19 protein-coding genes and 6 pseudogenes are annotated in these 23,222 nt (G+C 70.3%); 14 read left to right on the top strand and 11 right to left on the bottom strand.

The genetic code is table 11. The annotated features are described in order from the left end of the window. Position 1: 1 nt before the first annotated feature. From ACZ8ZB_RS33605 to ACZ8ZB_RS33630, 6 genes and pseudogenes are all read right to left on the bottom strand, one after another. Positions 2-676, bottom strand: a complete 675-nt coding sequence (locus tag ACZ8ZB_RS33605; RefSeq protein WP_470741328.1) for an SMI1/KNR4 family protein — start codon at positions 674-676, stop codon at positions 2-4. A 188-nt stretch (positions 677-864) separates the two neighbouring features. Beyond that, positions 865-1,212, bottom strand: a complete 348-nt coding sequence (locus ACZ8ZB_RS33610) for a DNA/RNA non-specific endonuclease (RefSeq protein ID WP_470741650.1) — start codon at positions 1,210-1,212, stop codon at positions 865-867. A 326-nt stretch (positions 1,213-1,538) separates the two neighbouring features. After that, positions 1,539-2,414: an alpha/beta fold hydrolase gene (locus tag ACZ8ZB_RS33615; RefSeq protein WP_470741329.1), complete on the bottom strand. Its 876-nt coding sequence runs from the start codon at positions 2,412-2,414 to the stop codon at positions 1,539-1,541. A 552-nt stretch (positions 2,415-2,966) separates the two neighbouring features. Beyond that, a pseudogene (locus tag ACZ8ZB_RS33620) lies at positions 2,967-3,535 on the bottom strand (IS6 family transposase). An 88-nt stretch (positions 3,536-3,623) separates the two neighbouring features. Continuing rightward, the gene (locus tag ACZ8ZB_RS33625; RefSeq protein ID WP_470741330.1) at positions 3,624-4,736 is read right to left on the bottom strand and encodes a helix-turn-helix transcriptional regulator; all 1,113 of its coding nucleotides are present in this window, start codon (positions 4,734-4,736) and stop codon (positions 3,624-3,626) included. 121 nt (positions 4,737-4,857) lie between these two features. Then, a complete protein-coding gene (locus ACZ8ZB_RS33630) occupies positions 4,858-5,382 on the bottom strand; it encodes a hypothetical protein (protein ID WP_470741331.1) in 525 nt (174 codons plus the stop codon). Positions 5,383-5,951: 569 nt separating this feature from the next. On the opposite strand from ACZ8ZB_RS33630, the gene ACZ8ZB_RS33635 reads away from it, so the two are divergent. Next, positions 5,952-6,809, top strand: a complete 858-nt coding sequence (locus ACZ8ZB_RS33635; protein WP_470741332.1) for a MerR family transcriptional regulator — start codon at positions 5,952-5,954, stop codon at positions 6,807-6,809. Between the two features lie 209 nt (positions 6,810-7,018). After that, positions 7,019-7,135 (top strand): annotated as a pseudogene (locus tag ACZ8ZB_RS33640) (antibiotic biosynthesis monooxygenase); the annotation flags it as partial. A gap of 143 nt (positions 7,136-7,278) precedes the next feature. On the opposite strand, the pseudogene ACZ8ZB_RS33645 reads toward ACZ8ZB_RS33640, so the two are convergent. After that, positions 7,279-8,742, bottom strand: a pseudogene (locus tag ACZ8ZB_RS33645) (FAD-dependent oxidoreductase); the annotation flags it as partial. A gap of 258 nt (positions 8,743-9,000) precedes the next feature. Here ACZ8ZB_RS33645 and ACZ8ZB_RS33650 point away from each other — a divergent pair. From ACZ8ZB_RS33650 to ACZ8ZB_RS33660, 3 genes are read left to right on the top strand one after another with little or no spacing between them, the layout of a single operon-like run. Then, positions 9,001-9,846, top strand: a complete 846-nt coding sequence (locus tag ACZ8ZB_RS33650; RefSeq protein ID WP_470741333.1) for a carotenoid biosynthesis protein — start codon at positions 9,001-9,003, stop codon at positions 9,844-9,846. Continuing rightward, positions 9,843-10,967: a glycosyltransferase family 2 protein gene (locus ACZ8ZB_RS33655; protein WP_470741334.1), complete on the top strand. Its 1,125-nt coding sequence runs from the start codon at positions 9,843-9,845 to the stop codon at positions 10,965-10,967. Before ACZ8ZB_RS33650 ends, ACZ8ZB_RS33655 begins: the two co-directional genes overlap by 4 nt. A 1-nt stretch (position 10,968) precedes the next feature. Next, positions 10,969-12,462, top strand: coding sequence for a phytoene desaturase family protein (locus ACZ8ZB_RS33660; RefSeq protein WP_470741335.1), 1,494 nt, complete (start codon positions 10,969-10,971; stop codon positions 12,460-12,462). A gap of 13 nt (positions 12,463-12,475) precedes the next feature. On the opposite strand, the gene ACZ8ZB_RS33665 is transcribed toward ACZ8ZB_RS33660, so the two are convergent. From ACZ8ZB_RS33665 to ACZ8ZB_RS33675, 3 genes and pseudogenes are all read right to left on the bottom strand, one after another. Then, positions 12,476-14,212: a YhjD/YihY/BrkB family envelope integrity protein gene (locus tag ACZ8ZB_RS33665; RefSeq protein ID WP_470741651.1), complete on the bottom strand. Its 1,737-nt coding sequence runs from the start codon at positions 14,210-14,212 to the stop codon at positions 12,476-12,478. Positions 14,213-14,293: 81 nt separating this feature from the next. Further along, positions 14,294-15,165, bottom strand: a pseudogene (locus tag ACZ8ZB_RS33670) (IS3 family transposase); the annotation flags it as partial. A gap of 68 nt (positions 15,166-15,233) precedes the next feature. After that, positions 15,234-15,563: pseudogene (locus ACZ8ZB_RS33675) on the bottom strand (transposase); the annotation flags it as partial. 207 nt (positions 15,564-15,770) lie between these two features. On the opposite strand from ACZ8ZB_RS33675, the gene ACZ8ZB_RS33680 reads away from it, so the two are divergent. The 3 genes and pseudogenes from ACZ8ZB_RS33680 to ACZ8ZB_RS33690 all read left to right on the top strand — a co-directional run bounded on the left by ACZ8ZB_RS33680 (position 15,771) and on the right by ACZ8ZB_RS33690 (position 18,598). Then, positions 15,771-17,261: an alpha/beta hydrolase gene (locus ACZ8ZB_RS33680; protein WP_470741336.1), complete on the top strand. Its 1,491-nt coding sequence runs from the start codon at positions 15,771-15,773 to the stop codon at positions 17,259-17,261. Between the two features lie 143 nt (positions 17,262-17,404). Then, positions 17,405-18,023: pseudogene (gene istB / locus ACZ8ZB_RS33685) on the top strand (IS21-like element helper ATPase IstB); the annotation flags it as partial. A 68-nt stretch (positions 18,024-18,091) separates the two neighbouring features. Further along, positions 18,092-18,598 (top strand): GNAT family N-acetyltransferase, encoded by a 507-nt coding sequence (locus ACZ8ZB_RS33690; RefSeq protein ID WP_470741337.1) that lies wholly within the window; start codon positions 18,092-18,094, stop codon positions 18,596-18,598. Between the two features lie 58 nt (positions 18,599-18,656). On the opposite strand, the gene ACZ8ZB_RS33695 is transcribed toward ACZ8ZB_RS33690, so the two are convergent. Then, positions 18,657-19,358: a helix-turn-helix domain-containing protein gene (locus ACZ8ZB_RS33695; RefSeq protein WP_470741338.1), complete on the bottom strand. Its 702-nt coding sequence runs from the start codon at positions 19,356-19,358 to the stop codon at positions 18,657-18,659. A gap of 218 nt (positions 19,359-19,576) precedes the next feature. On the opposite strand from ACZ8ZB_RS33695, the gene ACZ8ZB_RS33700 reads away from it, so the two are divergent. From ACZ8ZB_RS33700 to ACZ8ZB_RS33725, 6 genes are all read left to right on the top strand, one after another. Continuing rightward, positions 19,577-19,810, top strand: a complete 234-nt coding sequence (locus ACZ8ZB_RS33700) for a hypothetical protein (protein ID WP_470741339.1) — start codon at positions 19,577-19,579, stop codon at positions 19,808-19,810. Between the two features lie 24 nt (positions 19,811-19,834). Next, positions 19,835-20,251, top strand: a complete 417-nt coding sequence (locus ACZ8ZB_RS33705; RefSeq protein ID WP_470741340.1) for a hypothetical protein — start codon at positions 19,835-19,837, stop codon at positions 20,249-20,251. 242 nt (positions 20,252-20,493) lie between these two features. Continuing rightward, positions 20,494-21,360 (top strand): DUF4253 domain-containing protein, encoded by an 867-nt coding sequence (locus ACZ8ZB_RS33710; protein WP_470741341.1) that lies wholly within the window; start codon positions 20,494-20,496, stop codon positions 21,358-21,360. 9 nt (positions 21,361-21,369) lie between these two features. After that, positions 21,370-22,172, top strand: a protein-coding gene (locus tag ACZ8ZB_RS33715; RefSeq protein WP_470741342.1) for an IS5 family transposase whose coding sequence is annotated in 2 segments (ribosomal slippage) — positions 21,370-21,721 and positions 21,721-22,172 — 804 coding nt in all. Because the reading frame shifts where the segments join, the coding sequence is not laid out codon by codon here. 89 nt (positions 22,173-22,261) lie between these two features. Beyond that, entirely contained in the window at positions 22,262-22,654 is a 393-nt protein-coding gene (locus tag ACZ8ZB_RS33720) for a metalloregulator ArsR/SmtB family transcription factor (RefSeq protein WP_119100252.1), read from the top strand. After that, positions 22,651-23,142: an SRPBCC family protein gene (locus tag ACZ8ZB_RS33725; RefSeq protein ID WP_470741343.1), complete on the top strand. Its 492-nt coding sequence runs from the start codon at positions 22,651-22,653 to the stop codon at positions 23,140-23,142. Before ACZ8ZB_RS33720 ends, ACZ8ZB_RS33725 begins: the two co-directional genes overlap by 4 nt. Positions 23,143-23,222 lie beyond the last annotated feature (80 nt).

Here is a 23,222-nt window from a genome sequence, read left to right on the forward strand (position 1 = left end):
GTCAGGGGCGGTTGGCGCGTTCCCAGGCTTCGTGGACTTCGCGGGGGATCCGTCCTCGGGGTGGCACGTTGTAGCCGTGGGCGTTTGCCCAGGAGCGGATTGCTGCGGTGTCGACGGGCTGGGTGTCGGAGGGGGGTTCTGGTTTCCAGGGGGTGGGGCGTGAGGGGGCGAAGCGGGCGGGGGTGTCGAGGAGGCTGTGTGGGAACTGGGGGACCTGGATCTGTCCGCTGAGGACGCGGACGAGGAAGGCGGTGAGGGTTCCGGCGCAGGCGAACCAGCGGGGACCGCGGGCTTCGTTGACCGCGATGTGCCAGCGGTCGGGGTCGGTTGCGGGGTCGGTGATCCAGAAGAGGTACTCGCCGTTGTCGGTGGAGCCGCAGGCGAAGAGCTTGCCCGGATCGTGGGGGACGGGATGCGTGCCCTGGTCGTAGTCCTTGCGCAGTTGGGCGCGGATCCGGCCGGGCATGGGACCGGTGAGGTTGACGAACTCGGTCACGCCGTGGGGGTGGAAGATGTGGAGGTAGTCGTTGAAGGCTCCGGGCCCGTACCGGTCGGCGAGCTGCTTGTAGTCCTGCGGCAGCGGCATGCCGAGGCCGGCTTCGACCGTGTCCCAGCGGATACTCATGGCCTGCTCGGGGGGCGGGCACAGCCTGGTGAGGGCGGTGAGGTCGGTCATTGGACTCCTTGGTGGCGTCGGTTCTGTTGTGCTGCGTGGTCAGGATTGGTGAAATCGGTGTCGAGCCGGTAGCCGTTGGATCCGTCCGCCTGTATGCAGATGCGGGAGGGTACGGAGTTTGTTCTGTCGTCGGTGTGCTCGAGGTAGACGCCGGACGGTACGGTCTGTCCGGCGATGTTCCGGGCGGGCTAGCCTGCCACGGCGTTGTATATCTGCTGTTCCAGGTCCCGCATGTGAGGGCTGCTGGTCGGGTTCCGGGTGATGGTGAAGAGATTGTCCAGGTGGTCGCCGGTGCCGCTCAGCATGCGGGCCACCATGTGTCCGCGGGCCTGGTGGGGGTCTGTCGAACGAGCGGTGTGACCGGGGTGGTTGGGGCTACTGGCTGGCTGCCGACAGGCGGCCGCCGAAGGTGATGTCGAAGGCGTTTCAGTGCGGTCTTTCAGCGGCCCTGGCCCTTGCCGGTGGTCAGGCCCCTTACAGTCCCGCGGCCGGAGGAGCGGACCGGACCGGAGCAGCCCCGGGCGCCGGGGGAGCAGCCGGAGCCGTCACCGAGAAAGCGCCGCCGACCGGCACCGTACCCGCCCCGCGCGACACCGCACCCGCCTGCCCCGGACCACGCCCCCATCGAGCGGCTGCTCCCCACCCGGCCCGCCCGCAATCTCCTGCTGCGACGCCACCGTCTTCCCCGCGGCCGCCGTCTTCCCCTTCCCTTTCCCCGACGCCGCGCCCTGACCGGCCAGGTCCTCGCGCCCCAGCCTGAGAATGAACAGCAGATGTTCACCACCTCGGGAGACACCGGCACTGAGCGCCGTTCGATTCCCAGTCCAGCCGGTTGCAGGTGGGCTGCTCGATTCCGCTGTCGTCAGCGGGCGTGGGCCAGCAAGGCGCGCAGGATGGCCTCGGAGTGCGTCCAGAGCAGGGATCCCGCGGCGGTGGGAAGCAGATGCCGGGTCGCCTTCGGGGTCATTTGAGTCAGTGATTCGCCCAGATCCGGGGAGTGGACCGGGCTGGTGTCCTGCTCTCCGTACCAAAGCTCGACCGGGACGGCGATGTCAGCTGGGTCGAATGGCCAGCGGCTCATCGCCAGGACAGTGTCGCGGGCATAGCCTGCTGGGCCTTGGTCGAATGCCTCATCCATCGCGCGCCGGAAGGCGCGCTGAAAGACCGGATCGGTGTAGACCGTGCGATCTGCCTCGGGGCTCGTCGTGATGATCAGGTCCCACAGCGCGTCGGCGCTGCCGAAGTCCGCGAAGGATGCCTCAGCGGCGTCGGGATCGGCTGCGACGGCGTTCACCATGTCCCTCACCTGCGGGGCCAGGGCGTGTGTGAAGCGAGGATGGGCGAGTTCGTCGCTGCCGGACACCACGGCCACCGCGTTCACCAGACCGTTTGCGGCCAGGGCGAGGGCAAACGGCGCCCCTTGCGAGAACCCCACCGCCGACGGGGCTCGCAGGGCCTGCTCTTGGATGAGGTGCCGGATGTCGGTGGCCCAGCTGGTCAGGGTCCGCCCTGGGGCTGGGGCGGAGGCGCCAAGGCCGGGCCGGTCCACGCTGATGAGCCGGATGCCTGCTGCGTCGATGACACCGCCGCCGAAACCGAGCCACCTGCTGGTGGCCGCCCCCGGGCACAACAGCACTGGGGTGCCGTCGGCCGGCCCCCATTCCGCCCAGCCCAGGAACCGACCGTCCAACAGCTGGGTCCGTCCGAGCCTCGCTGGTTCACGTACGCCGTAGTCCATGATCCATATTGTTCCCTGCACGCGTCCCGGCTGCCCTCCCGCCACCGGTCGGAGCAGCGAGGGCGACGCTGCGGAGCCCCCATGCTGTTCGAGTCGACCGGCACACTTCAGTGCCTCCCGAAGTGATGAACACCTGCTGTCCGCTCTCGGGTTCTGGTCCAACTTCTGTGGACCGGTGAGGCTCAGTACCGGCGGGGGGTGTCGGTGCGAAGATCGATGATGCCGGTCATGGCAGATCGCAGTCCGGTTCTCCGGATCATCACTTCGGTGGCGCGGGAGTCCCTGAAGCCGCTCGGCCTGGCCCAGCGTGGGCGGTCGCGGCTGTGGATTGGTGATCACGCGTGGTGGCTGGGGGTTGTGGAGTTCACCCCGCCACGGACTGCCGGCAGCGGTCTGTACGTCGGTGCGATGTGGCTGTGGCACGACGCGTACCACCTGGCCTTCCACGTGGACGCAGTCCGGGTCGGCTCCGAGGGCGCTGTCACGTTGTTGGGCGCCTGGGTCTCTGACGGCGCGTCGGGGCGTGGCAGGGGTCGGTTTTCGGGCCGGTGCTCAGGCCGTGGTGGGCCGGCCGGCAGCGCCGGTGGCCTGGTCCCAGACGGCGAAGCGGACGGTCGTCTCGGCTCGGTAGCCGGGGGCGGTCATCAGGTGGCGGCGGGGCCGGAAGCGCGGTGAGAGGCCGCTGAACGCGGACAGGAACCGTTGCGCTCCGCCGACGGAGCGGAAGCCCTTCATCGCGCGTTCGCGTTGCCGCGCCGGCTGATGACTGTTCTCTGCCAGGTCGTTCAGGTACTTCGGGGTGCGGTGCGCTACTCCCGGCATGACCTGGCGGTGGGCCGCGCCGTAGGAGCGCAGCTTGTCAGTGACGATCACCCGTGGCACGTGGTCCGGGCCCTTCAGGAGCCGGCGGAAGAACCGCACGGCGGCATGGGTGTCGCGCTTGGGCTGGACGAGGATGTCCAACACGTTCCCGTGCTGGTCGCATAGATCTGGCCGAACTTCGCGCACCAGCGACGGACAGTCTCGTGGGAAACGAACACCCCGCGCTCGAGCATCAGCTCCTCGACTTCCCGGAACGACGGCGGGAAGCGGTGACACAGCCGCACGCAGTGGGAAATGATCTCGAACGGGTACCGGTGCCCCTTGTACGACGGCGACGCAGCACCCACGAGCAAACCCCTTCTCGGAGCGATCAACCTGAGGATCACCCTACGGGAGCTCCCCAACGTGACAGTGCCCCGGCAAGTAGTGACGAGCGAAGAGCGTGGCGACCAGATCCCGTCGGCTGCGGACGCCCGTCTTGTCGAACACCGATTTCAGGTGGTCCTGGACCGTGTGCGGTGACAAGCCTGCACTGCGGCTGATGTCGGCTGTGGACCGCCCCCGCAACACCAGCGCCATGACGTCCCTCTCGCGAGGAGTCAGTCCGTACGCCGCGACGATCAGTGCGATGTGCTCAGTGGGACCGGCTCGTTCAACGACGACGGCGGTGCGGGCCGGGGCCGCCGTGGGTTCCTCCAGGCGCCAGGCGTGCAACCGTACCCGGCCGTGCCTGCGGCTGTGCATCCACGAGGTGTGGGAGGCCGCGGCCCCTGCGGCCTGCACCGCCGCTGCCACCGCGTACACGGCGGGAGGCAGTCCGCGATCCCCGGACGGCACGCCGTCGGCGTGCGCCAAGTCGTTGAACCACATGGCCACGGTGGGTGTCGCATGCACCACCTGGTGGTCGCCGTCCAACAGCACCAGTCCCGGCGCCGTCTCCGAGGTGTTCGCTTCGGCGAGCCGCGTCAGGTGCAGCTGGCGCAGTGCGTTCCCCAACGGCTGGACCAGCGACGCCGCCGCAGCCAGCTCTGGGGGGCCGAACGGGGGCGCGTCGTCCGCGCGTCCCATGACCAGGGCGCCCCATGCTCCGTGACGGTCCCGCAGCAGTACGCGCAGCTCGTCGCGGAAGCCGAGGGGCCGCATGATGTCGCGGTACCGGGGACTGAGGGTGAGGTTCCCGCTCGTCTCCCGGCTGAGCAGGCCCACCGGCGTCGGTCTGGCCGCCAGATCGGACAGGTCGTTGGCATCCCCCTCGCGGTACTCGATGTCGAGCATGCGCGGCATCATGGCGGGCGGCAGGCCATCTCGGTAGTCACCGCCGGTGTTCATCAACGTCTGCGGGTCCACGGTCAAGCAGGCGCATACGTCGAAGCGCAGCGCAGGCCGTACGACCCGTTTCACCGCCTCGAAGAACTCCTCGAAGCTCCGCGCGGACTGCGCCGCCCGCGCCGCCGCGTCCCCGGTCTCGTCGACCCGCCTTGCTCCCCCATGACGCCTCATGATCCGAGGCTAAGCGTGCACAACAGTTCCCGAGCCCGGTTTGCGTAGGTAGTTGTGCCTCCGCTTACCGTGCCCGGGAACCGTCGACGTCCGGGGCGTGCGATCGACGCCTCGGTACGGGTCAGCGGTTGTTGTGCAGGACGAGGTTGAGCTTCGCCCAGTCCTTGCCGCCGTTCTCCCCGTTGCGGAGCGTGATCTCGCTGATCGTCGAGGTCTGTCCCGCGGGGACGTAGCGGTTGAAGTTGTACTCGGCGTCGAGGTCGGTGTTGGTGTCGTTCGTTCCCTCGTAGAACCGCAGGGTCACATAGATCATGACTCCGCCGCCGGCGTCCGTCTCCGCGGACACATGCTTCTCCACGCGGATCTCGCCCCCGCACGTGGTCTCCCACCACACCGACGGCGTGCGGACCTCGTTCACCCAGCCCTCGGAGGCGACGTTGCCGTTGCAGTACGTACCGGCGGCGAAGATGCCCTCGTCGTCGCGGATCGTGTAGGTGCCGGTCAGAGCGACGTTCCGCCACACGGAGGCCGTGACCGCGGCACCCGCCGCAGACGGGGCCGCACCGGCAGCCGGAGCCCCCGCCACCGTCAGGCCGGCGACTGCGGCCGCGGCCAGCATCCCCATGGTCTTTCTTCGCATGGACATCTCTTCCCCCTCGTTGTCGTCACCGAACGCGCCGAAGGCGGCTCACCACCCTCGACCGGGTAAAGAGTGCCGCGGTCGGTCGGCGTATCCCATCCCAGACATCTGGGGGGTCTCACCACCGGCGGGCTGTCGCCTTCGGGCTCACCGTCGGCACCCCCGCGCCCGGCCGGGCGCGGGGGTGCCGACGGTGAGGGCCACGTCCGGCTGCGCAAGCTGACCGGCAAGGCGTTCCGTCCGCGCCGCACGGGCGGTCGGGAGACCGAACCCGGATCCGGTACTCCGCCGCTTCCGCGCTGCCGTCCTCGAGGTCCCGGTACGACGGCAGTCCCACGAGGTACATCCGGCCCGTTTCGGTCTGCCGTCGCCTCCACGGTCGTGCCACAACCCCCTGCTCGACAACGGTCTCGGTCATCTCGGGCGTCTCCTTGACCACCAGATCCGCCGTTGACCGGACACTTCCCCTTGGTGATGCGGGAACGCGGGACGTGCCCACGGAAGCGGGGTTTGCATGTGCCGTAGCGGCATGTGGTCGAGTGGGCGGCGAGCACGACATTGAGAGGTTCCCGTACATGCCCCTTCCTGCGATCCCCCGCCAAGTCAAGATCGGCGATGCCGCCGCGCTCGCCGGGATCACCCCCCGCGCCATCCGCCACTACCACGCCATCGGGCTCCTCGCCGAACCGGAACGCGGCAGCGACGACCGCCGCCGCTACGTGTACGACGACATGATCCGCCTGCTGTGGATCCGCAAGATGGCTGATGCGGGTATCTCCCTGGACGACATCCGGGCCGGCTTCGAGGGCGCCACCGGCATCGAGCAGTCCCTGGCTCGGCTGGAGGAGTCCCTCGTCTCCAAGGCGGCCGCCATCGAAGCCCAGCGGGCCGCCGTGCACCGCCTCCGCGAGGTGGGCACCCCCTTGGGCCTGCTCTCACCGCTGGTCAGTGGCCGCCTGCGTGACCTGGCGCCCGGGGCCCTGCGCCCGGCCGATCTCGATACCCTTCTGGTCACGGAGCGTATCTTCGGCTCCCCGGGCGCCGCCGTCCAGGCCAACCGGTTCATCGTCCTGGCCACCCACCCCGAGCTGCGGGCCGAGGAAGACCGTCTGGCCGAGGCCGAAGCGGCCTTGGACGACACCGTGTCCCCCGACGACCCCTCTATCGAAGACCTGGCTGCCCAGCGGTGTGCTCATGAGACCGCCTTGGGAGCCGCCATCGACAGATCCGGCCTGGACGAGGCCCTCGAGGACCTCTTGGACCAGGGGGACGAGCACGTCGGCGAGGAGGAAGGCGAGGCGAGGATGAGTCCGATGGAGGCCGTCGGCAAGATGCCGTACGACTTCTCCCCGGCCCGCGTCCGGTACGAGGAACGTGTCATCGAACTGCTTCACTCGGCCGATCAGGACGGCGACATCCCACGGACCTGCTGACTGGAGCCGGCGCTCGGGGCGAGCCCGGCAAGAGCAGCCCGGAATGGTGCGGCATGAACGTGACTGCATTTCCTCCGGCAGCCATTGGGCGCTGCGTGAAGAGAGCCGAGGAGCACGCCGAGGACGCCTGTCCGCTTGTCTGCCAGTGCCGTCTGCCGCTGTCCGCGCACACCGTCAGCCACTTCACCGGTCTGCTGCGGTGTCACCTGATGGCTATCCAGATCGAGATCCGCCCGGGCCAGGAGCAAGAGTTCGAGGAAGCCGTCGCCCAGGCCCTGCCCCTCTTCCTCGCGGCTGACGGCTGCGACGGGGTCGACCTGCACCGCAGCGTCGAACACCCCTCGCGCCACCGCCTCACGGTCCGGTGGGAGACGGTCGAGCACCACACCGTCACCTTCCGCGTCTCCGAGGCCGCTGTCACGTTGCTGGACATCCGAGTGTCTCTGGGAATGTGCCGGATGTGTCCCCCGGGAACGCTCCACAGATCGTGTCCGCGCACTCCCCACCTGGCCAGCAGGGCGTTCGCCGCCTGGAAGCCGCTGGTGGCCGCCCGCTCCATGAGGGCCACCGGCAGGTCGACGCGCACCAGGTCGCCCGCCAGGACGAGGCAGGGGTCCGGCGTCGTCACCGTAGGGCGGTCCCCGAACCCTCCGGAAGGGAACAGCGGGCAGTCCGCGTGGAGTTCGTGGCGCCCGTCGACCGCCGTGGCGTTCGCCGTCTCCGGACAGATCCGTCGCATCTCCCGTGTCAGCCGTTCCCGCACCTGCTGCGGGTCGGCGGCGCCGGGCAGGGCGTAGGCGTGCAATTCCACGACGCATCCGCCGCTTCGCCGGGCCCACGCCCGTGCCTCATCCTCGTAGCGGTCGAGCACGCTGATGTTGTCCAGGGGACCGAATCCACCGGTGCCCAGGAAGGCGGGCCGGTCCGCGTTCAGAGGTCGGTCGAGCCACAGGCGCGAGACCAGGGAGGGAGGCGCGCTGCGCAGGCACGTGATCCGTCGTCGCCATTCCCGCCCCCCAGGGCCGGCGAGGTTTCGACGATGCGCTGCAGGCCCTGGGGGTCCGCGGCAAGCACCACGGCGTCGACGGCGTGCTCCCCGGGTGCCGTTCCTCCCCCGGTCATGACGGTGAACCGCCGCTGCCGTCCGGGCAGGACCGCGGACACGGCGGTGCCGGTATGGACCGTGGCTCCGAGCCGATGCAGATGTTGGCGCAGGGGGTCCCGTACGGCAGCCGGAAAGGTCCGCCGGGGAACGTCGAAGAGGAGCCCTTCGCTGGAGCCGAGGAAGTAGATGTGGAACATGACGGCCGACTCGGCGGCCGAGAGTTCGGCGGGGTCGGCGAAGAAACTGCGCGAGAAGACCTCGAAGGCGAGGTGGTGGGCGTTCACCGGGAAGCGGACCTGTTCCAGGAAGGACCGGGCGTCGAGGTGATCGAGCCTGTGGTAGACGTCCGGTACGCCCACGTCGAACAGTTCCGAGGGCGGCGCGCCCGTCGATCGTCCTGAGATCTGCGGCGCGGAAGGTGGGACTGCGCATCATGAAGGCCGCCGCGTTCCAGGGTGGCGTCCTCGGCAGACCGGCGAAGGTGTCCGTCTGCCCGGCGCCGTGGAGCAGCGGATAGTCCGGAACGGGTGTCAGGAGGGTGAGGCCGGGGTCGATGCGTCGCAGCAGCGCGCGAAGGTTGTAGTGCTGCCGGAAGAAGGCGTGGAAGCCGCGGGACATGGTCGCGGTCGAACCGTCGCGCAGTGCGGTCGGCCAGCCGGCCAGACGCCCGCCGAGATGGGAATGCTGTTCGAACAGGTCGACCGTCATGCCCCGCTCGGCCAGGGCGACGGCGGCCGTGACCCCCGCGATGCCGCCGCCGACGACCGCGATACGGGGCGGCGGTCCCGTCTGCCAAGTCGGCGGGAGGCCGTTCGTGGCGACGCTGATCCGTACCGCGCGCCGGTCCCGTCCGGGCCTGTCCGCCGCGGGGGAGTGGTTTGCGCACAGTCTGTGGGGCGTTCCTGGACCGCTTCCTCACTGCTGTCGCCGGCCGGACGAGGTGGTGCGGCGCGGTCCGTCCAGTCCCGTGCCCGCACGGGAGGCGTTCACGGCCGCCGCGCCGCCGTGTGGTCCGTACCGGTGAAGCTTCTGGTGCCGTTCCTGCCGCCTCGGTGGGGGACCGGGGCGTTTTCCTATGCTCACGGCATGGTTCAGGTACAGGAACGGCCGGGGCTGCGCCGCGGGTCCGGAGGCGATCGGCGGGCGGTCTGGTTACTGGCCGCGGCCGCCGTGCTGTGCCAGATTCCCTACCCGCTCGTGTCCGGTTCGCGGCGCGATGTGCTCACCGTCGTCGGAGTGGTGGTCTTCTGCCTGGCGTCCCTCGCGGCCGCCGCGCTGCGGCACGGCGTCCGGGGCCCACTGGCGCTGTTCGTGCTGGCGGGGCTGGGTGGCCTGGCGGTGGAAGCAGTGGGGGTGCGTACGGGTCTTCCGTTCGGTGCCTACCGCTACACGGGCTCTTTGGGGCCGAGCGTGGTGGGGGTGCCGGTGGTGGTGCCCCTCGCCTGGGTCATGATGGCCTGGCCCGCGTTGGAGGCCGGGCGCGTACTGGCCGGGAGCCGGGGGCGCGCCCGGACGCGCCCGGCCCGGGTGCGGACGGCGGTGATCGGCGGGTGGGCGCTGGCGTCCTGGGACGTCTTCCTCGACCCGCAGATGGTGGATGCCGGTCACTGGATCTGGTCGGACCCCCGCCCGGCACTTCCCGGCGTGGAGGGCGTGCCGCTGACCAACTTCGTCGGGTGGGTGGCCGTGTCCGTGGTCATGGTCGCCGCCGTGGACGTCGCCACCGGGCGCTCGGTGCGGCGATCCACCAAGAGCGGCGGGCACGACGGTCCGGCCCTCATGCTGTATCTGTGGACCTATGCCTCCTCGGTGACGGCCTGCCTGGTGTTCTTCGGCCGCCCGCAGGTGGCGCTGGTGGGCGGAACGCTCATGGGCCTGGTCGCCGTGCCGCTGGCCGTGCGGATGGCGGGTGCCGTCGGGAGACGAGGGTGAGCCGGTTCCGTCCCGTGCGGACGGTGGTCGCCGCGGGAACGGTGCTGGCGGCCGCCGGTACCGCGCACAGCGCCTGGAACAGCACGGCTCTGCGGATTCCGCCGGCGGATCCGCCGCCGGTGACCGAGCATGTGTCCCTTCTGATGCCGGTGCGCAATGAGGCCGGCCGGGTCGGTCCCGCACTGCGGTCGTTGCTGGCGCAGGAACACCTGCCCCGGGCAGAGGTCATCGTGCTCGACGACCAGTCCACCGATGACACCGGTGACGTGGTCCGCCGCCTGTGCCGACCGTACCGGCACGCCCGGGTCGTGCGCGGCACGGCACCGAAGCCGGGTTCTCCGGGCAAGGCCCATGCCTGCCACCAGCTCGCGTCGCTCGCGCGGGGCAGCGTGCTGGTCTTCGTGGACGCGGACGTGGTGCTCGCGCCGCATGCGGTGGCGTCATCAGTGGCGCTGTTGCGCTCGACCGGGCTCGACCTGGTCTCCCCCTTTCCCCGCCAGGTCGCCAAGGGACCCGCCAACCGGCTCGTCCAGCCACTGCTGCAGTGGTCATGGCTCACGGTACTGCCGTTACGGCGGGCGGAGACCTCGCCGCGGCCGGCGCTGTCCGCGGCGAACGGCCAGTTCCTCGTCGTGGACGCCACCGCCCTGTACGGATGCGGCGGCTTCGCCGCGGTCGCGGACGAGGTCCTCGAGGACATGGCACTCATCCGGGCGCTGAAGCGGGCCGGCGGTCAGGGCGGGATCGTGGACGGCAGCCGGATCGCGAGGTGCCGGATGTACGACGGCTGGCGCGACCTGCGCGAGGGATACGGCAAGTCGTTGTGGACGGCGTTCGGCTCCGGCGGTGGCGCGACGGCGGTGTGCGCCCTCCTCGTCTGGGCCTATGTGGTGCCCCCGTTGGCAGCGCTGTGGGGATCACGCTGGGGGGCGGCCGGATACGTCGCGGCCGTGACGGGGCGGACGCTGACCGCGCGGCGCACGGGCGGGCGGTGCTGGCCGGACTCGCTGGCTCACCCGGTGTCCGTGGGGCTGCTGGTGGTGCTGACGGCGCAGTCCTGGCTCGGCCACCGCCGTTCCACGTTGACGTGGAAGGGCAGACCGCTGCGGGGGTGGCGCTGAGGTGGCCCGCGTCGCCGTGATCGGTGCCGGCATGGGCGGGCTGGCGGCTGCCGCCCGGCTCGCCCGTCAGGGGCACCACGTCACCGTGTACGAGCGAGCGACCGTGTGCGGAGGCAAGCTCGGCACGCTGCGCCGAGACGGTTTCGCCTTCGACACCGGGCCGTCGCTGCTGACCCTGCCCGAGGTCTATCACCGGCTGTTCGCGGACACCGGCGCTCCCATGGAGCGCTGCGTACCGCTGAGACCGGTGGAGCCGGCCTGCAGCTACCGGTTCGCCGATGGGACCCGGCTGGCGATGCCCGGTGACCCGCGCCTGGTGCCTGGTGTGCTGGACGATGCCCTGGGCGAGGGGGCCGGAGCGCAGTGGGCCCGGCTGCACGCGGCCTCCGGCGAGCTGTGGCGGTTGGTGGGCGAGAACGTACTGCGGCGTCCGCTCGGCGGTCCGGCGGGGCTGCTGCGCCGCTCGGTCCGTCCCCGCGACCTGGTGGCTGTCGCTCCCTGGCGCACCCTGCGGGGCACCGGCCGACGGTACCTGCGCGATCCCCGGCTGCGCATGTGGCTGGAGCGCTACGCCACGTACAGCGGCTCCGATCCCCGGCGCACACCCGGCGTCATGGCGGTGGTCCCGTACGTGGAGCAGCACTACGGCACCTGGTACGTGCCCGGTGGCCTTCGTCTGCTGGCCGAGGCCGTGGAGCAGCGGTGCGTCGATCTAGGGGTGCTGTTCCGCTACGGCTGCGGGATCACCGCGGTGGACACCTCGGGCCAGGGCGTCACCGGTGTCCGCCTGGAGGACGGCGGCACGGCAGCGGCGGACGTCGTCGTCTCCGGCGTCGACGCCGGGGTCCTTTACGGACGCCTGGCAGCGGACCGGCGCGGGCACCGGCCTCTGACCGCCCTCGCACGTGCCCAGCCCTCGTTGGCCGGGTTCGTTCTCCTGCTCGCGCTGCGCGGGCGGCATCACCGGCCACCGCATCATCGAGTTCTGTTTCCGGCGGACTACGACGCGGAGTTCGACGCCGTTTTCGGTGCTCCGGCCCGTCCCGCCGCCGACCCGACGGTGTACATCAGCTCTCCGGACGACGCCGCGCTGCGTCCCGATGACGCCCACGAGGCGTGGTTCGTCCTGGTCAATGCCCCCCGGCACTCACCGTGGGGGGCGCCCGGCACGGTCGACTGGACCGTCCCAGGGCTCAAGGAGTCCTATGCCGAGCGGATCCTGGACGTCATGGCCGACCGCGGCACGGACGTGCGTCGGCGCCTGCTGTGGTACGAGGCCCGCACCCCCTTCGATCTGGAGCACACCACCGCAAGCCCAGGTGGAGCCATCTACGGAACCTCGTCCAACGGCATCCGCGCCGCTTTTCTCCGACCGGCCAATCGCTCCCCCGTCCCCGGGCTCTTCCTCGTCGGCGGATCGGCGCACCCCGGCGGCGGCCTTCCGCTGGTGGCGCTGTCGGCGGAAATCGTCGCAGCGCAGATCGGCGACGCCTGATTCCGCGGATCCCTCACTTCAGCGTCCGCGCCACCCCGACCGCCAGGTGCAGGAAGCCGACGGCTCCGGCCACCGTCCAGCACACCGCGCACACCGTCGCCCAGTCCCATCCCGTCCCCGGCGTGCCTTCGGACAGCAGGCCGCTTCCCAGGCACGCGACCGCACACAGCACCACCCGCAGCGGCCGCTCGGCGACGCTCAGCGCCCCGACTCCGCGCATTCCCGCCGCATTGGCCCGGGCTCGCACGTACTCGTGCAGCTGAGCCAGAGAAGCGGCCGCCAGGCACCAAGGGGCCGGCGCCCCCAGGGCGTACAGGATCACGACGAGCAGAAGATCCGCCACCCGGTCGGCCAGGGCGTCCACCACAGCGCCCAGAGGGCGGACCCGGCCGCTGACTGCGGCGACCGCGCCGTCCAGCCCGTCGAACAGACCGGACAGGACGACGAGCGCGCAGGAGACCAACGGCCACGGGCCGCCCGCGGTCGCCGGTCCCACGGCGGCGGCGACCGTGAGGGGCCCGGCCAGCGAGAGGAGATCGGGCGGCACGACGCGAAGCGGATGTGTGCGGGCGCAGCGCTGGACCAGCACCACCCACGCCGGGACCAGGACGCCGCCGGAGGGTTCGTACCCTCCGTGGAGTTCGGCCCACCGTGCCAGGGCATTGACGCGGCCGTGCGCCCCGGGTCCGGTGAACACCCTCCTACGGCTGTGGGAGCGCGCTCCTGCGGCCCCAGTCGCTCCGGACCACGGCCAGGTGGTGGGCTCACCGGCCAGGTGATCTCCCGGAGTGCGGCTCCTTTGGAAAGGACGGGGCATCGCGAGAAGGGGGCCTGCGCGGCTGTCCAGGCAGAGCATCAGCCGGTAGCCGACGAGCAGGACCGCGTGCAGTAGATACAGCCACAGCCCCAGCGCCACGGTGACACCGGGCACGACGAGTCCGCCGAACGGCACGCTCCAGTCGACCGGGATGGCCAGGAACACCACGAAGCCGCAGAGGAAACCGCACAAGAACGCCCCCGTCGCGAACGCGGCCAGGACCGTCGCCCGGGAGCCTGCGACACCGACGCCGACGAACCGGAAGACCAGGAGCACCTCCGTGGAGAGCAGGAGCCACAGCAGGTGGAAGGCGAGGAAGGCGGAGACTGCAGGACGCCAGCCGCCGGCGTCGGCCAGTCGGGCCAGCGCTGGAGCGACGTACAGGGCGGTACCCATGAGAAGCGGGGCCGCCATCAGTGCGGGCACCAGTCCCAACCTGCCCCGCCAGCCGGTGAACGTGTCGTCCTCCGCCGCCACCGGGGACACTTGCAGGAAGCCTCGTCGCAGCCCTTCCCCGTACAGGGTGGCGGGCACCAGCGCGATGACGAGAGCAGGCCAGGACAACTGGACCACCGCCTCGGCCAGGGTCCGCAGCCCTGTCTGCACTCCGTGCCCGTACGGAAGCGCGTCCGCGATCCGCCCCACGGCCCGCCGGGTGTCGTCCCCACCGAGCGCGACCACGCACAGCCGGAGCAGCACCAGGGCCAAGGGAACGACGGAGATCATCCCGAAGAAGGAAATGCCTGCTGCCACCAAGGCCACTTGCCTGCCGTGCAGACCGTCTCGTACTTCACGGATGAGCAAGCGCAGCGCGCACCGCCGTGTGTGCATAGCACCAGTCGGCACCGGCTGCTCCTCCGCACGTCTCATGACCGATATGCGCGTTTCGCGGTGACAATACACAAGATCGTCGCACGACAGCGGCCCTTTCATGGACACACGACTCCGTCGTCGTCTCGGCGCCGGTCCTGTTCTGGCTGCGCGTGGACCCGGAAGAAATGCGAGTGGCCGCCCTCCATGGAGGGCGGCCACGGCCGTCTCGATCGCGTCGGTGACCAGCAAGGTGCGCATGTGATCGGCGATCGACCAGCCCATCACCCTCCTCGAGCAGATGTCGATCACCGTGGCGAGGTAGAGCCAGGTCGTCCCGACGGCTACGCAGGTGATGTCGCCGCACCACCCGGTGTCCAGCGTGTCCGCGGTGAAGTCGCGCATGACCAGGTCCGGCGCGGGCGGCGCCGTGTGGTCAGCGATCGTCGTCCGCTTCCTCTTCCGCAGGTGCCGGCCGACGATGTGGTTGATCCGCATCAGCCGGGTGACGCGCTTGCGGCTGATCCTCCGTCCCCTCGCCCGCAGCTCGGCATGGGCGCGCGGGGCGCCGTAGGCGCCCTGGTGCTCGGCGTGGATGGCACGAATCTCGGCCACGGTCCGCTTCTCCTCGGCCCGGCGCTCGGCGCGGGCGGGCTCGGTGGCCAGGTGCCGGCAGTAGCCGGCGCGGGACGCCCCGAGCACACGGCAGATCCGCTTGACGCCGAAGTCGGCTCGGTTGTCGGAGAGGAAGTCCCAGCGGTGGGGTCTCACTTCACCTCCCGGGCGAAATAGGCGGCTGCCCGGCGCAGGATCTCGCGCTCCAGGTGCCACTCCTTCTCGGCCTTGAGCAGCCGAGCGTTCTCCGCCCGCAGCCGGGCCGGCTCCTCCGCCTCGCTCCCGCCCGTGGCACGGCGTCCGGGCACGGCCTCGGCCTTACGGACCCACGTCCGCAACGACTCCGCGGTGATGCCGAGATCCGCTGCCACCGCCGCGTACGTCCGCCTGCCCGCCTCGGCGCGGTAGAGCGCGACGGTGTCCTTCCGGAACTCCTCCGGGTACGGAGACTTGCGTCCCACCTGGGCATCCCTCCCTGGACCGTCAAGATCCATCGTCAGGGTGTCCACTCCAAAGGATCAGCCTCAGGATGGGCCTGCACCTCTCCGGTGGTCAGACCCTTCGCGGTCGGCGAGATGACCATCTCGTCGAAGCCGGTCAGGCGCTTCCACCGCTTCTTGACGATCTTCGGCTCGAAGGAGCCGTCGCGGTCGCGGGGCACGGTGATCTCCACCGGTCCGACATCGGTCAGGATGGCCTTGGAGCGTGTGCCGTTGCGAGAGTTGCCGCCGTTCCTGCCCGCCGAATCGTGCTGGTCATAGCCGAGGTGGTCGGTGATCTCGCCTTCCAGGGAGGATTCCAGCAGCCGTTTGGCCAGCTGCTGCGGCAGCCCGCCCTCGCCGGTCAGCCGCAGGCCCTCGGCTCCCGGGCCTCCGGGCGCTCCTTGCTCCCGTCCCTGTCGCTCGACGACGTTCCTGGGTCCTGACCGCCCCTGAGTGGTCCCCGATGCGACCCGGAAGTGTCCCTGACAGGAGCACCGAACGGTCGACGGCGCACCTAACGTGACGACGGCGCCCCGGCCGGGTCCGCATGTCTGACACAACCACTCCCGTCACGAGGAGGGCTCATGCCGTTAAGGGGCAGATTCACACCGCGGTGCGCCGCCGCGCGGGGTACGGCCATGGCTGTGGGAGCTGTCATGGCCGTCACCACCGGTCTCACCGTCGCTCCCGCTACCCACGCGTCGCCGTCTGCGACCGCCACCGGGGCCTTGCAGTGGGCACCGTGCGACGACACTGTCGATCCGGGAGCCGAGTGTGCCGCTCTTTCGGTGCCGGTCGACTGGGCCCACCCGGGCGGGCCGAGACTCGACCTGGTCGTGGCCCGCCGCAAGGCCACCGATCCCGGCGCGCGCGTCGGCTCCATGGTGTTCGGTCCCGGCGGGCCGGGCGACTCGGGGGTGGAGAGGGTGGTGGACGGTATTGGCCGGTTCAGCCCCGAGGTCCGCCGGAGGTTCGACATCATCAGCTTCGACCCGCGCGGCGTCGGTGACAGCGCCCCGGTGACCTGCTCCGGCGATCTCCTTGCCGAGCGGCCGTCGCTGGAGCTGAAGAGCCAGGCGGACTTCGACGCCACCATGGCGTACAACAGGCGACTCCACGCCGATTGCCGGGCCCGTACCGGCCCCGTGTTCGACCACCTCGACACCGCCCAGACGGTGCGGGACGTGGACGCACTCCGGGCCGCCCTCGGCGAACCGAAACTCACCTTCCACGGCAGCTCGTACGGCACACTGCTCGGCGCGCAGTACGCCGGAACCTATCCCCGCCGTGTACGGGCCATCGTGCTGGAGAGCGTCATGGACCACAGCGTCCTGACCACTCGCGACTTCCTGCGCTCCCAGGCGGCCACGGCGCAGGACTCCTTCCGGGAGTTCATGAAGTGGTGCGCCGCTACCGCGGACTGCGCGCTGCACGGCCGCGATGTCCGAGCCGTCTGGCGGGACCTGCTGGCCCGGGCCGGGCGCGGCGAACTGGAGGACCCGGCGGAGCCGGGCACGCCGCTGTCGTCCTCGGACCTGGTCAACACAGTCGCATTCCGGAAGTTCTACCAGGCCGACTACGCTGGCCTGGCCACGGCGATCGTGAAGATGGACGCGGGCGAGCCACTGCCCGCGTCGCCCACCTCGACCGCGCCGCTGCCTCCGGCCGTTCCGGTTTTCTGCTCGGACTGGCATCTGCCCGTGCGCGACCACCAAGAGTACGCCGCACTCGTCGCCATGATGAACCGAACCGCTCCTGACCTGCCTTACCTGCTGCCGCTCCACATGACAGCGGCGTGCCTGGGCGCACCGACCACCAACCCGCAGCACCGCCTGGACGCACACGGCACCCCGCCGATCCTGGTGTCCAACGCGCTGCACGACCCCGCCACCGGCTATCCGTGGGCGGTCTCGGTGGCCCGGCAGCTGGGCCGTGGCGGCGTGCTCCTCACCTACGCGGGCCACGGCCACGGCAGCGTCACCAGCGGCCCGTGCATGCAGGACGCCGTGGACAGCTACCTCACCGACCTGGCGGTCCCGTCACGGGGCACCATCTGCCCCGCCGTACCGTTCTGACAGTTATTGATCAGAAACTCATGGGGTTCTCGTCCAGGGTGTAGCGGACGTGCGGGCCGCCGAAGCAGCCGCGGATGATGTGCGGTTGTCGCTGGCGCCTGCGGAAGAAGCGGCGAGTCTCGGCGGCGAGTTCGGCCTGGTCGCGGGCCCGGTGCTGCTCGGAACGCAGGATCAAGGCGGCCGGCTTCCCCAGGGAGAAGTCGCTGCAGACCTTCGACTTCGACGCCAACCCCAATATCGACCCCGCCACCATCCACACACTCGCCTCCCGCGAGTGGATGAAGAAGGGGCAGCAGCTCTGCCTGATGGTGACTCCGGCACCGGCAAGTCCCACATGCTCATCGCCCTCGGGACGGAGGCCGCGATGAAGGGCTACCGCGTCCGCTACACGCTTACACGCTGGCGACAAAGCTGGTCAACGAACTGGTCGAGGCCGCCGACGAGAAGCAGCGGAACAAGACCATCGTCCGCTACGGCCGCGTCGATCTGCTCTGCATCGACGAACTCGGATACATGGAACTCGACCGCCACGGCGCCGAACTCCTCTTCCAGGTGCTGACCGAACGCGAGGAGAAGAACAGCGTCGCCATCGCCTCCAACGAGTCCTTCGGCGGCTGGACCAAGACCTTCACCGACCCCCGCCTCTGCGAGGCCATCGTCGACCGCCTGACCTTCAACGGCACCATCATCGAGACCGGCACCGACTCCTACCGCATCGCCTCCACCCGGGCCCGGGCCGAGGGACCCTCGAAAGCTGGCTGAACTGCGCACGTGCTCCTGACGGCCAGTGCTACCTACCCGTTTGCCGGCCGTGGGGCAAACTCCATTGCATGGTGAGTTTGCACATCATCACGCCAGATGACTGGCCGTTGTGGCAGGAGATCCGCGTTGCCGCGCTGACCGATGCGCCGCACGCGTTCAAAGCCAGGCTCGCCGACTGGCACCGGGGTGGCCAGGAGCAGTGGCGTGCTCGCCTGGCTGTCCCCGGTTCCTGCAACGTCGTCGCGCTGCAGGGAAGCCTGCCTGTCGGCATGGTCAGGGGCGTCCCCGGGGACGGCGAAACTAGCGAGCTCAGGTCGCTGTGGGTCAGCCCCGAGGCGCGAGGCAACGGCGTCGGAGACCAGTTGATCGAAGCAGTCACGACGTGGGCCCTGCGATCGGGCTCCACAACACTGAAGCTCGCGGTGATCCCAGGAAACGAGTCCGCCACCGCCCTCTACCGACGCAACGGGTTCATCGCCACCGGAGAACTAGGGGACCTGCTGCCCGACGGCGTGACCAGGGAGCAGGTGATGGCCAAGAGACTTCGCGACCCGCAGCGCCGTCATCTCTCGTGAACATTCCCGGCCGGGCAGATCACCAACTGACGTCGAAACTCATGACCACGTGCTGTCGCTACACGTGAACAGAGCCGCCGACCTGGTAGGCGGTGAGCAGCGGGTCGCCTGCGGACCTGGCCGCGTTGACGGCGGCCCCGTAGCGGGCGCGGGCGGAGCCGTGGTTGCTCATGTCCCAGGCCAGCCACCCGGCAAGGCTGGCCGCTTCACTGCCGACGGCGGCGAGCCGTATCCGGTGCTCCTCGCCGGCGATGCGGGCGGTGGTCTGGATGAGCCGCAGGTGCGCCTGCACGACGTCCTCGAGATCCTGGGAGGGGGTGGAGGCGTCGAGCCGTCTGTAGGCGGCGGTGGACAGACGCAGAGCGGCGGCCTGACCGCCGGCGGCGCCTTCGGCCGGGGTGGTGGGTAAGGCGGCCAGGGCCGGTGCCGCTGCTGCGGCCACCGCCCCGCCGAGGAGGGCACGTCGGTGCATGTCATCGTCGTCTCTCGCCTGTGACTTCGGCCAGCCGCTGGACAGCCCGACGAGATCGGGCGTGATGTCCAGGTGCGCGGCGGCCGCCGCCAAGACGCTGGTCTGATAGGTTCCCGTGCCGCGTTTTTCCAGGCGCGAGACGGCCGGCTGCGACAGACCCAGCGCCTGTCCCAGCTGGGTCTGGGTCATGCGCCGGTCCCTGCGGACCAGCCCGATGCCCCTGCCGTAGTCGCCGCCGCGGGACGCTGCCCGCACTTCCGCCTCGTGCCGCACGGTGCACCCCCCCACGCTACGAGTCCTCACGGCCCCCGCCGCTCACGCGTATGCGCCAAGCGGATACGCGTATGAGGGGGCCGCATGCGTGATGGTCGCAGAACCACCAGTGATCGTTCACTGGGTGTCAGCGGCAAACACTCCGGCCTCGATAAGGAGTTGCCGCCGCCCGGGACGTCTTCGTTCCCCCGTCGAGGACGCCCCGGGCCGCCCCGTCCACCACGAGGCCCCCGATGATCACGACGGGCATGCTGCACGAGAAGCACCGGCTCCTCGGCCGCCTGGTGTGCGACACGGCATCCGGGCGGACCGGCATCCTGCGGGCCATCGCTCCCGACGTCGGCACGGACACCCCCGTCGCCTGGCTGCGGCCCGCGGGTGGCGGTATCGAGTGGACGACGCCGGTCGGGGTGATCGAGCCGGTTACAGTGCCCACCCCGGACCGGACAGCTGTCCAAGGGGGCTGACGGCCGGACGTTGAGGAAGGGCGAGTGGTGGTTCGACGGGGGGCGTACCCGCGCGTGCGGTATGAGGTGTTCGACTGCAAGCTGTGCCCGGGCAAGGGGGCGGCGACGGAGATCGCAGGCGTGGGCGAGCGGATGGCGCTCTGGCGGGTGTGCCGCTCGTGCGACTTCTGGCTGACCTGCGTGGGTTACCGGGCACTCGGCGACCAGGACCCTGACGGCCGGCGCGTGCTGCGCGTCGACGGACGGCACTACATGACCTGGACCGACGAGCAGGGGCGCCCGCCCGAGACCGGATACACCAGCCGCGCCGACCGCCCGTACGTTCTGCTCGAGGACGAGATCGTGCGGAGCGCGTGCTGGCTGTGGCTGATGGGCTCGATTCCGGACAGATTCCGCGAACAGCTGCCGGACAACGCCCGCTTCCTTGCGCCCCGATCCTGATCGTCGACAGGTCCCGGTGTTACCGGCCGGGCCGCTGCTGCCGCCCGGCATCGGGCACTGCAGGAGGCTTGGCCGGCTGCGCCTGCCGGCCGCCGGGACGGGAACGGCCGGAGGGCGACCGGGGACTTCCCCGTCCGCCCGGCCTCCGAGCCGGCACCGCGTGGCCCGGGCGAGCTGCGCGCCCTGTCGGCTCCGCGCCCGCACAAGGGCCTGTTGTCGGACCGGGAACCTGGCATCCGCTCGTGAACCTCGAATCCCGTCTGCCCCAGGGCCTGACACTGCCGCCCGGCCGCATGATCACGTCGGACGAGGGGCGCGGCACCGTGCAGCCGCTGTGGCTGAGCGACAGCCCGCCCCCTGCCGGCCTGTGGCCCCGTCTGCGCGCAAAGCACGCCGCCTTTGGCCTCTGGCCACTCCTGCTCACCCCCTTGGAGCCGCACGAGGCCGACTTCCGCCCCTGGGCCTGCGGCGAACTGTCCCCCGAGCGGATGTCCTCCCCGGCAGACCACGACCCCCGGACCGTCCTCGCCCGCTGGTGGCAGGACCACACCGCCACCGACGAGGACGACGACCAGCGGGACGCAGAAGAACGCCTGGCCGTCACCGCCCCGTTCGGCCAGACCTGGCCCGGACCCGCACCCGCCACCACGCCCGTCAGGGACGCCGGCGCGACAGCCGATCAGTACGCGCAAGTCTTCCTGGACCGGCACCCGCACGCCCGCCTCGGACTCGTCGCCGCGCCCCGTGGAGCCGACGCCCTCACCACCGCCGGCTGGGACGGCCCGCTGAACTACGACAACGACACCGCCACGTTCTCCGCCGTCCTGCGCGACTGGGAAGACCGCCCCGGCCGTGGTCGTCGCGGCGGCGGGCCGGGGCAGGGGACGGGGATGGGTTCGGTGGGGCTTCGTCTACAGAAGCTGTATGGAGCCGTCGGCGGAGACGACGACGGTGTCGGGTGCCGCGCCGTTGCGGCGCGCGGAAAGGAATACCTCCCTCCACATACTGGTGAGAACGGTGTTGTCCCGTACGGAGAGGAGTTCAAGCGGCATGATTCTGTGGCTGCCGGGACCGTCGACGCTAGGACGTCGTCTCATTTGGGTTCGTGACCTCGAGGCATGACGATCGTGGAGCGGCTGGTCCCGGACGGGTTGTGGGAGTTGTTCCAGCGGGTGGTGCCGCCCGCTCCGACACGGCCGCAAGGTGGTGGGCGGCGTCGTTATGGTGACCGTGAGGTGCTCGCGGCGATCGTCTTCGTGGCCACGACGGGCTGTACGCGGCGGCAGCTGCCGCCGGTCTTCGGTCCGTCGGGGCCGACCGCGCGCCGGCGCTTCACCGAGTGGCGCGCCGCCCGGGTCTGGGCCAAGCTGCACCGTCTGGCCCTGGATGAACTGGGCTCGCGCGGTGAGCTGGACTGGTCGCGGTGCGCGATCGACTCGGTGAACATGCGGGCCCTGAAAGGGGGGACCTGACGGGTCCGAATCCGGTGGACCGGGGCAAGAAAGGCTCGAAGGTCCACTTGATCACCGAACGGACCGGTCCGCCCCTCTCGATTGGCGTCTCCGGCGCGAACCTGCACGACAGTCAGGCTCTGAAACCGCTGGTACGGGGCATTCCGCCGATCCGGTCCCGTCGTGGCCCGCGCAGGCGGCGGCCCGCCAAACTCCACGGCGACAAGGGCTACGACCACGACCGCCTGCGGCGATGGCTGCGCAAGCGAGGCATCCGGCACTGCATCGCCCGCAGGGGCATCAAGTCCTCCATCCGGCTCGGCCGGCACCGCTGGACCATCGAACGCACCGTGCCCTGGCTGGCCGGCTGTCGCCGACTGCACCGTCACTACGAACGCAAGGCCGGACACTTCCTCGCCTTCACCGCCATCGCCCGCACCCTCATCTGCCACCGCAGAATCACCAAATGAGACGAAATCTCAGCTTGTCTTTTAACCTCCGCGCTGGTTGCACTGAGGCTTGCCTTCTTGACGTGTAACCTATGGGTTACGCTTCTGGTGTGGACGACCTGAGCAAGGTGGCCGACGCCATCGCCGATCCGGTGCGCCGGGAGATCCTGATGATGTTGCGCCGTACCCCACTGACGGCAGGCGACATTGCTGCCCGGTTCGCCATCAGCCGACCCGCGGTCAGCCGTCACCTGCGCGTGCTGCGGGAGAGCGGCCTGGTCCGGGACCAGCAGATCGGACGCCATCGGCGTTACTCCCTCGTCCGCTCCCGGCTGGGTGACCTAGCCGCCTGGCTCACGCAGTTCGACACCCAGCGTGTCGACTGGTCGCAGCGTCTGGCGGCGTTGGAGACCGAGGTTCACCGCACCCGACGGGACCGCAATCGGGCTGAGCCCGCCAACGATCAGCACACCGCGCGCCACTCCAAGGAGGACACGGCATGACCCCTGAGCCCACCGGACAACTCATCCACACGCCGACGGGGCACGACCTGATCCTCACTCGCAGCTACCGTGCCTCCGCCGACGACGTCTGGGCGAGTGTCACCGATCCGGAGCGCACCGCTCGCTGGTTCGGCCCGTGGCGCGGCCAGGCAGCGGCCGGCCGCACCATCGAAGTGCAGATGGTGTTCGAGGACTCGGCGCCCTGGTGCCCACTGCGAATCGAAGCCTGCGAACCGCCGCGCCGACTCGCCGTCTCGATGGAGGACGAGGCCGGATCCTGGTCGACGGAGCTGCTGCTGGCCGAGAGCGACGGCACCACCGAACTCCGGCTGGTCCATCATCTCGCCTCCACAGAGCACCTCGGCCAGACCGGCCCGGGCTGGGAGTACTACCTGGACATGCTCACCGCCGCACGCACGGGCAAGCCACGGCCTGACTTCGAGGACTACTACCCCCCGCAGAAGGCATACTTCGAGTCCCTGGCCTGAGCTTGTCCTCAAACCTCCGAGCTCGAACAGTGCGTCGTACGACGTCACTCATCTGGGGATTCGCAGGGCAGGCGGACGTC

It is taken from the genome of Streptomyces sp. 12E (assembly GCF_055633275.1).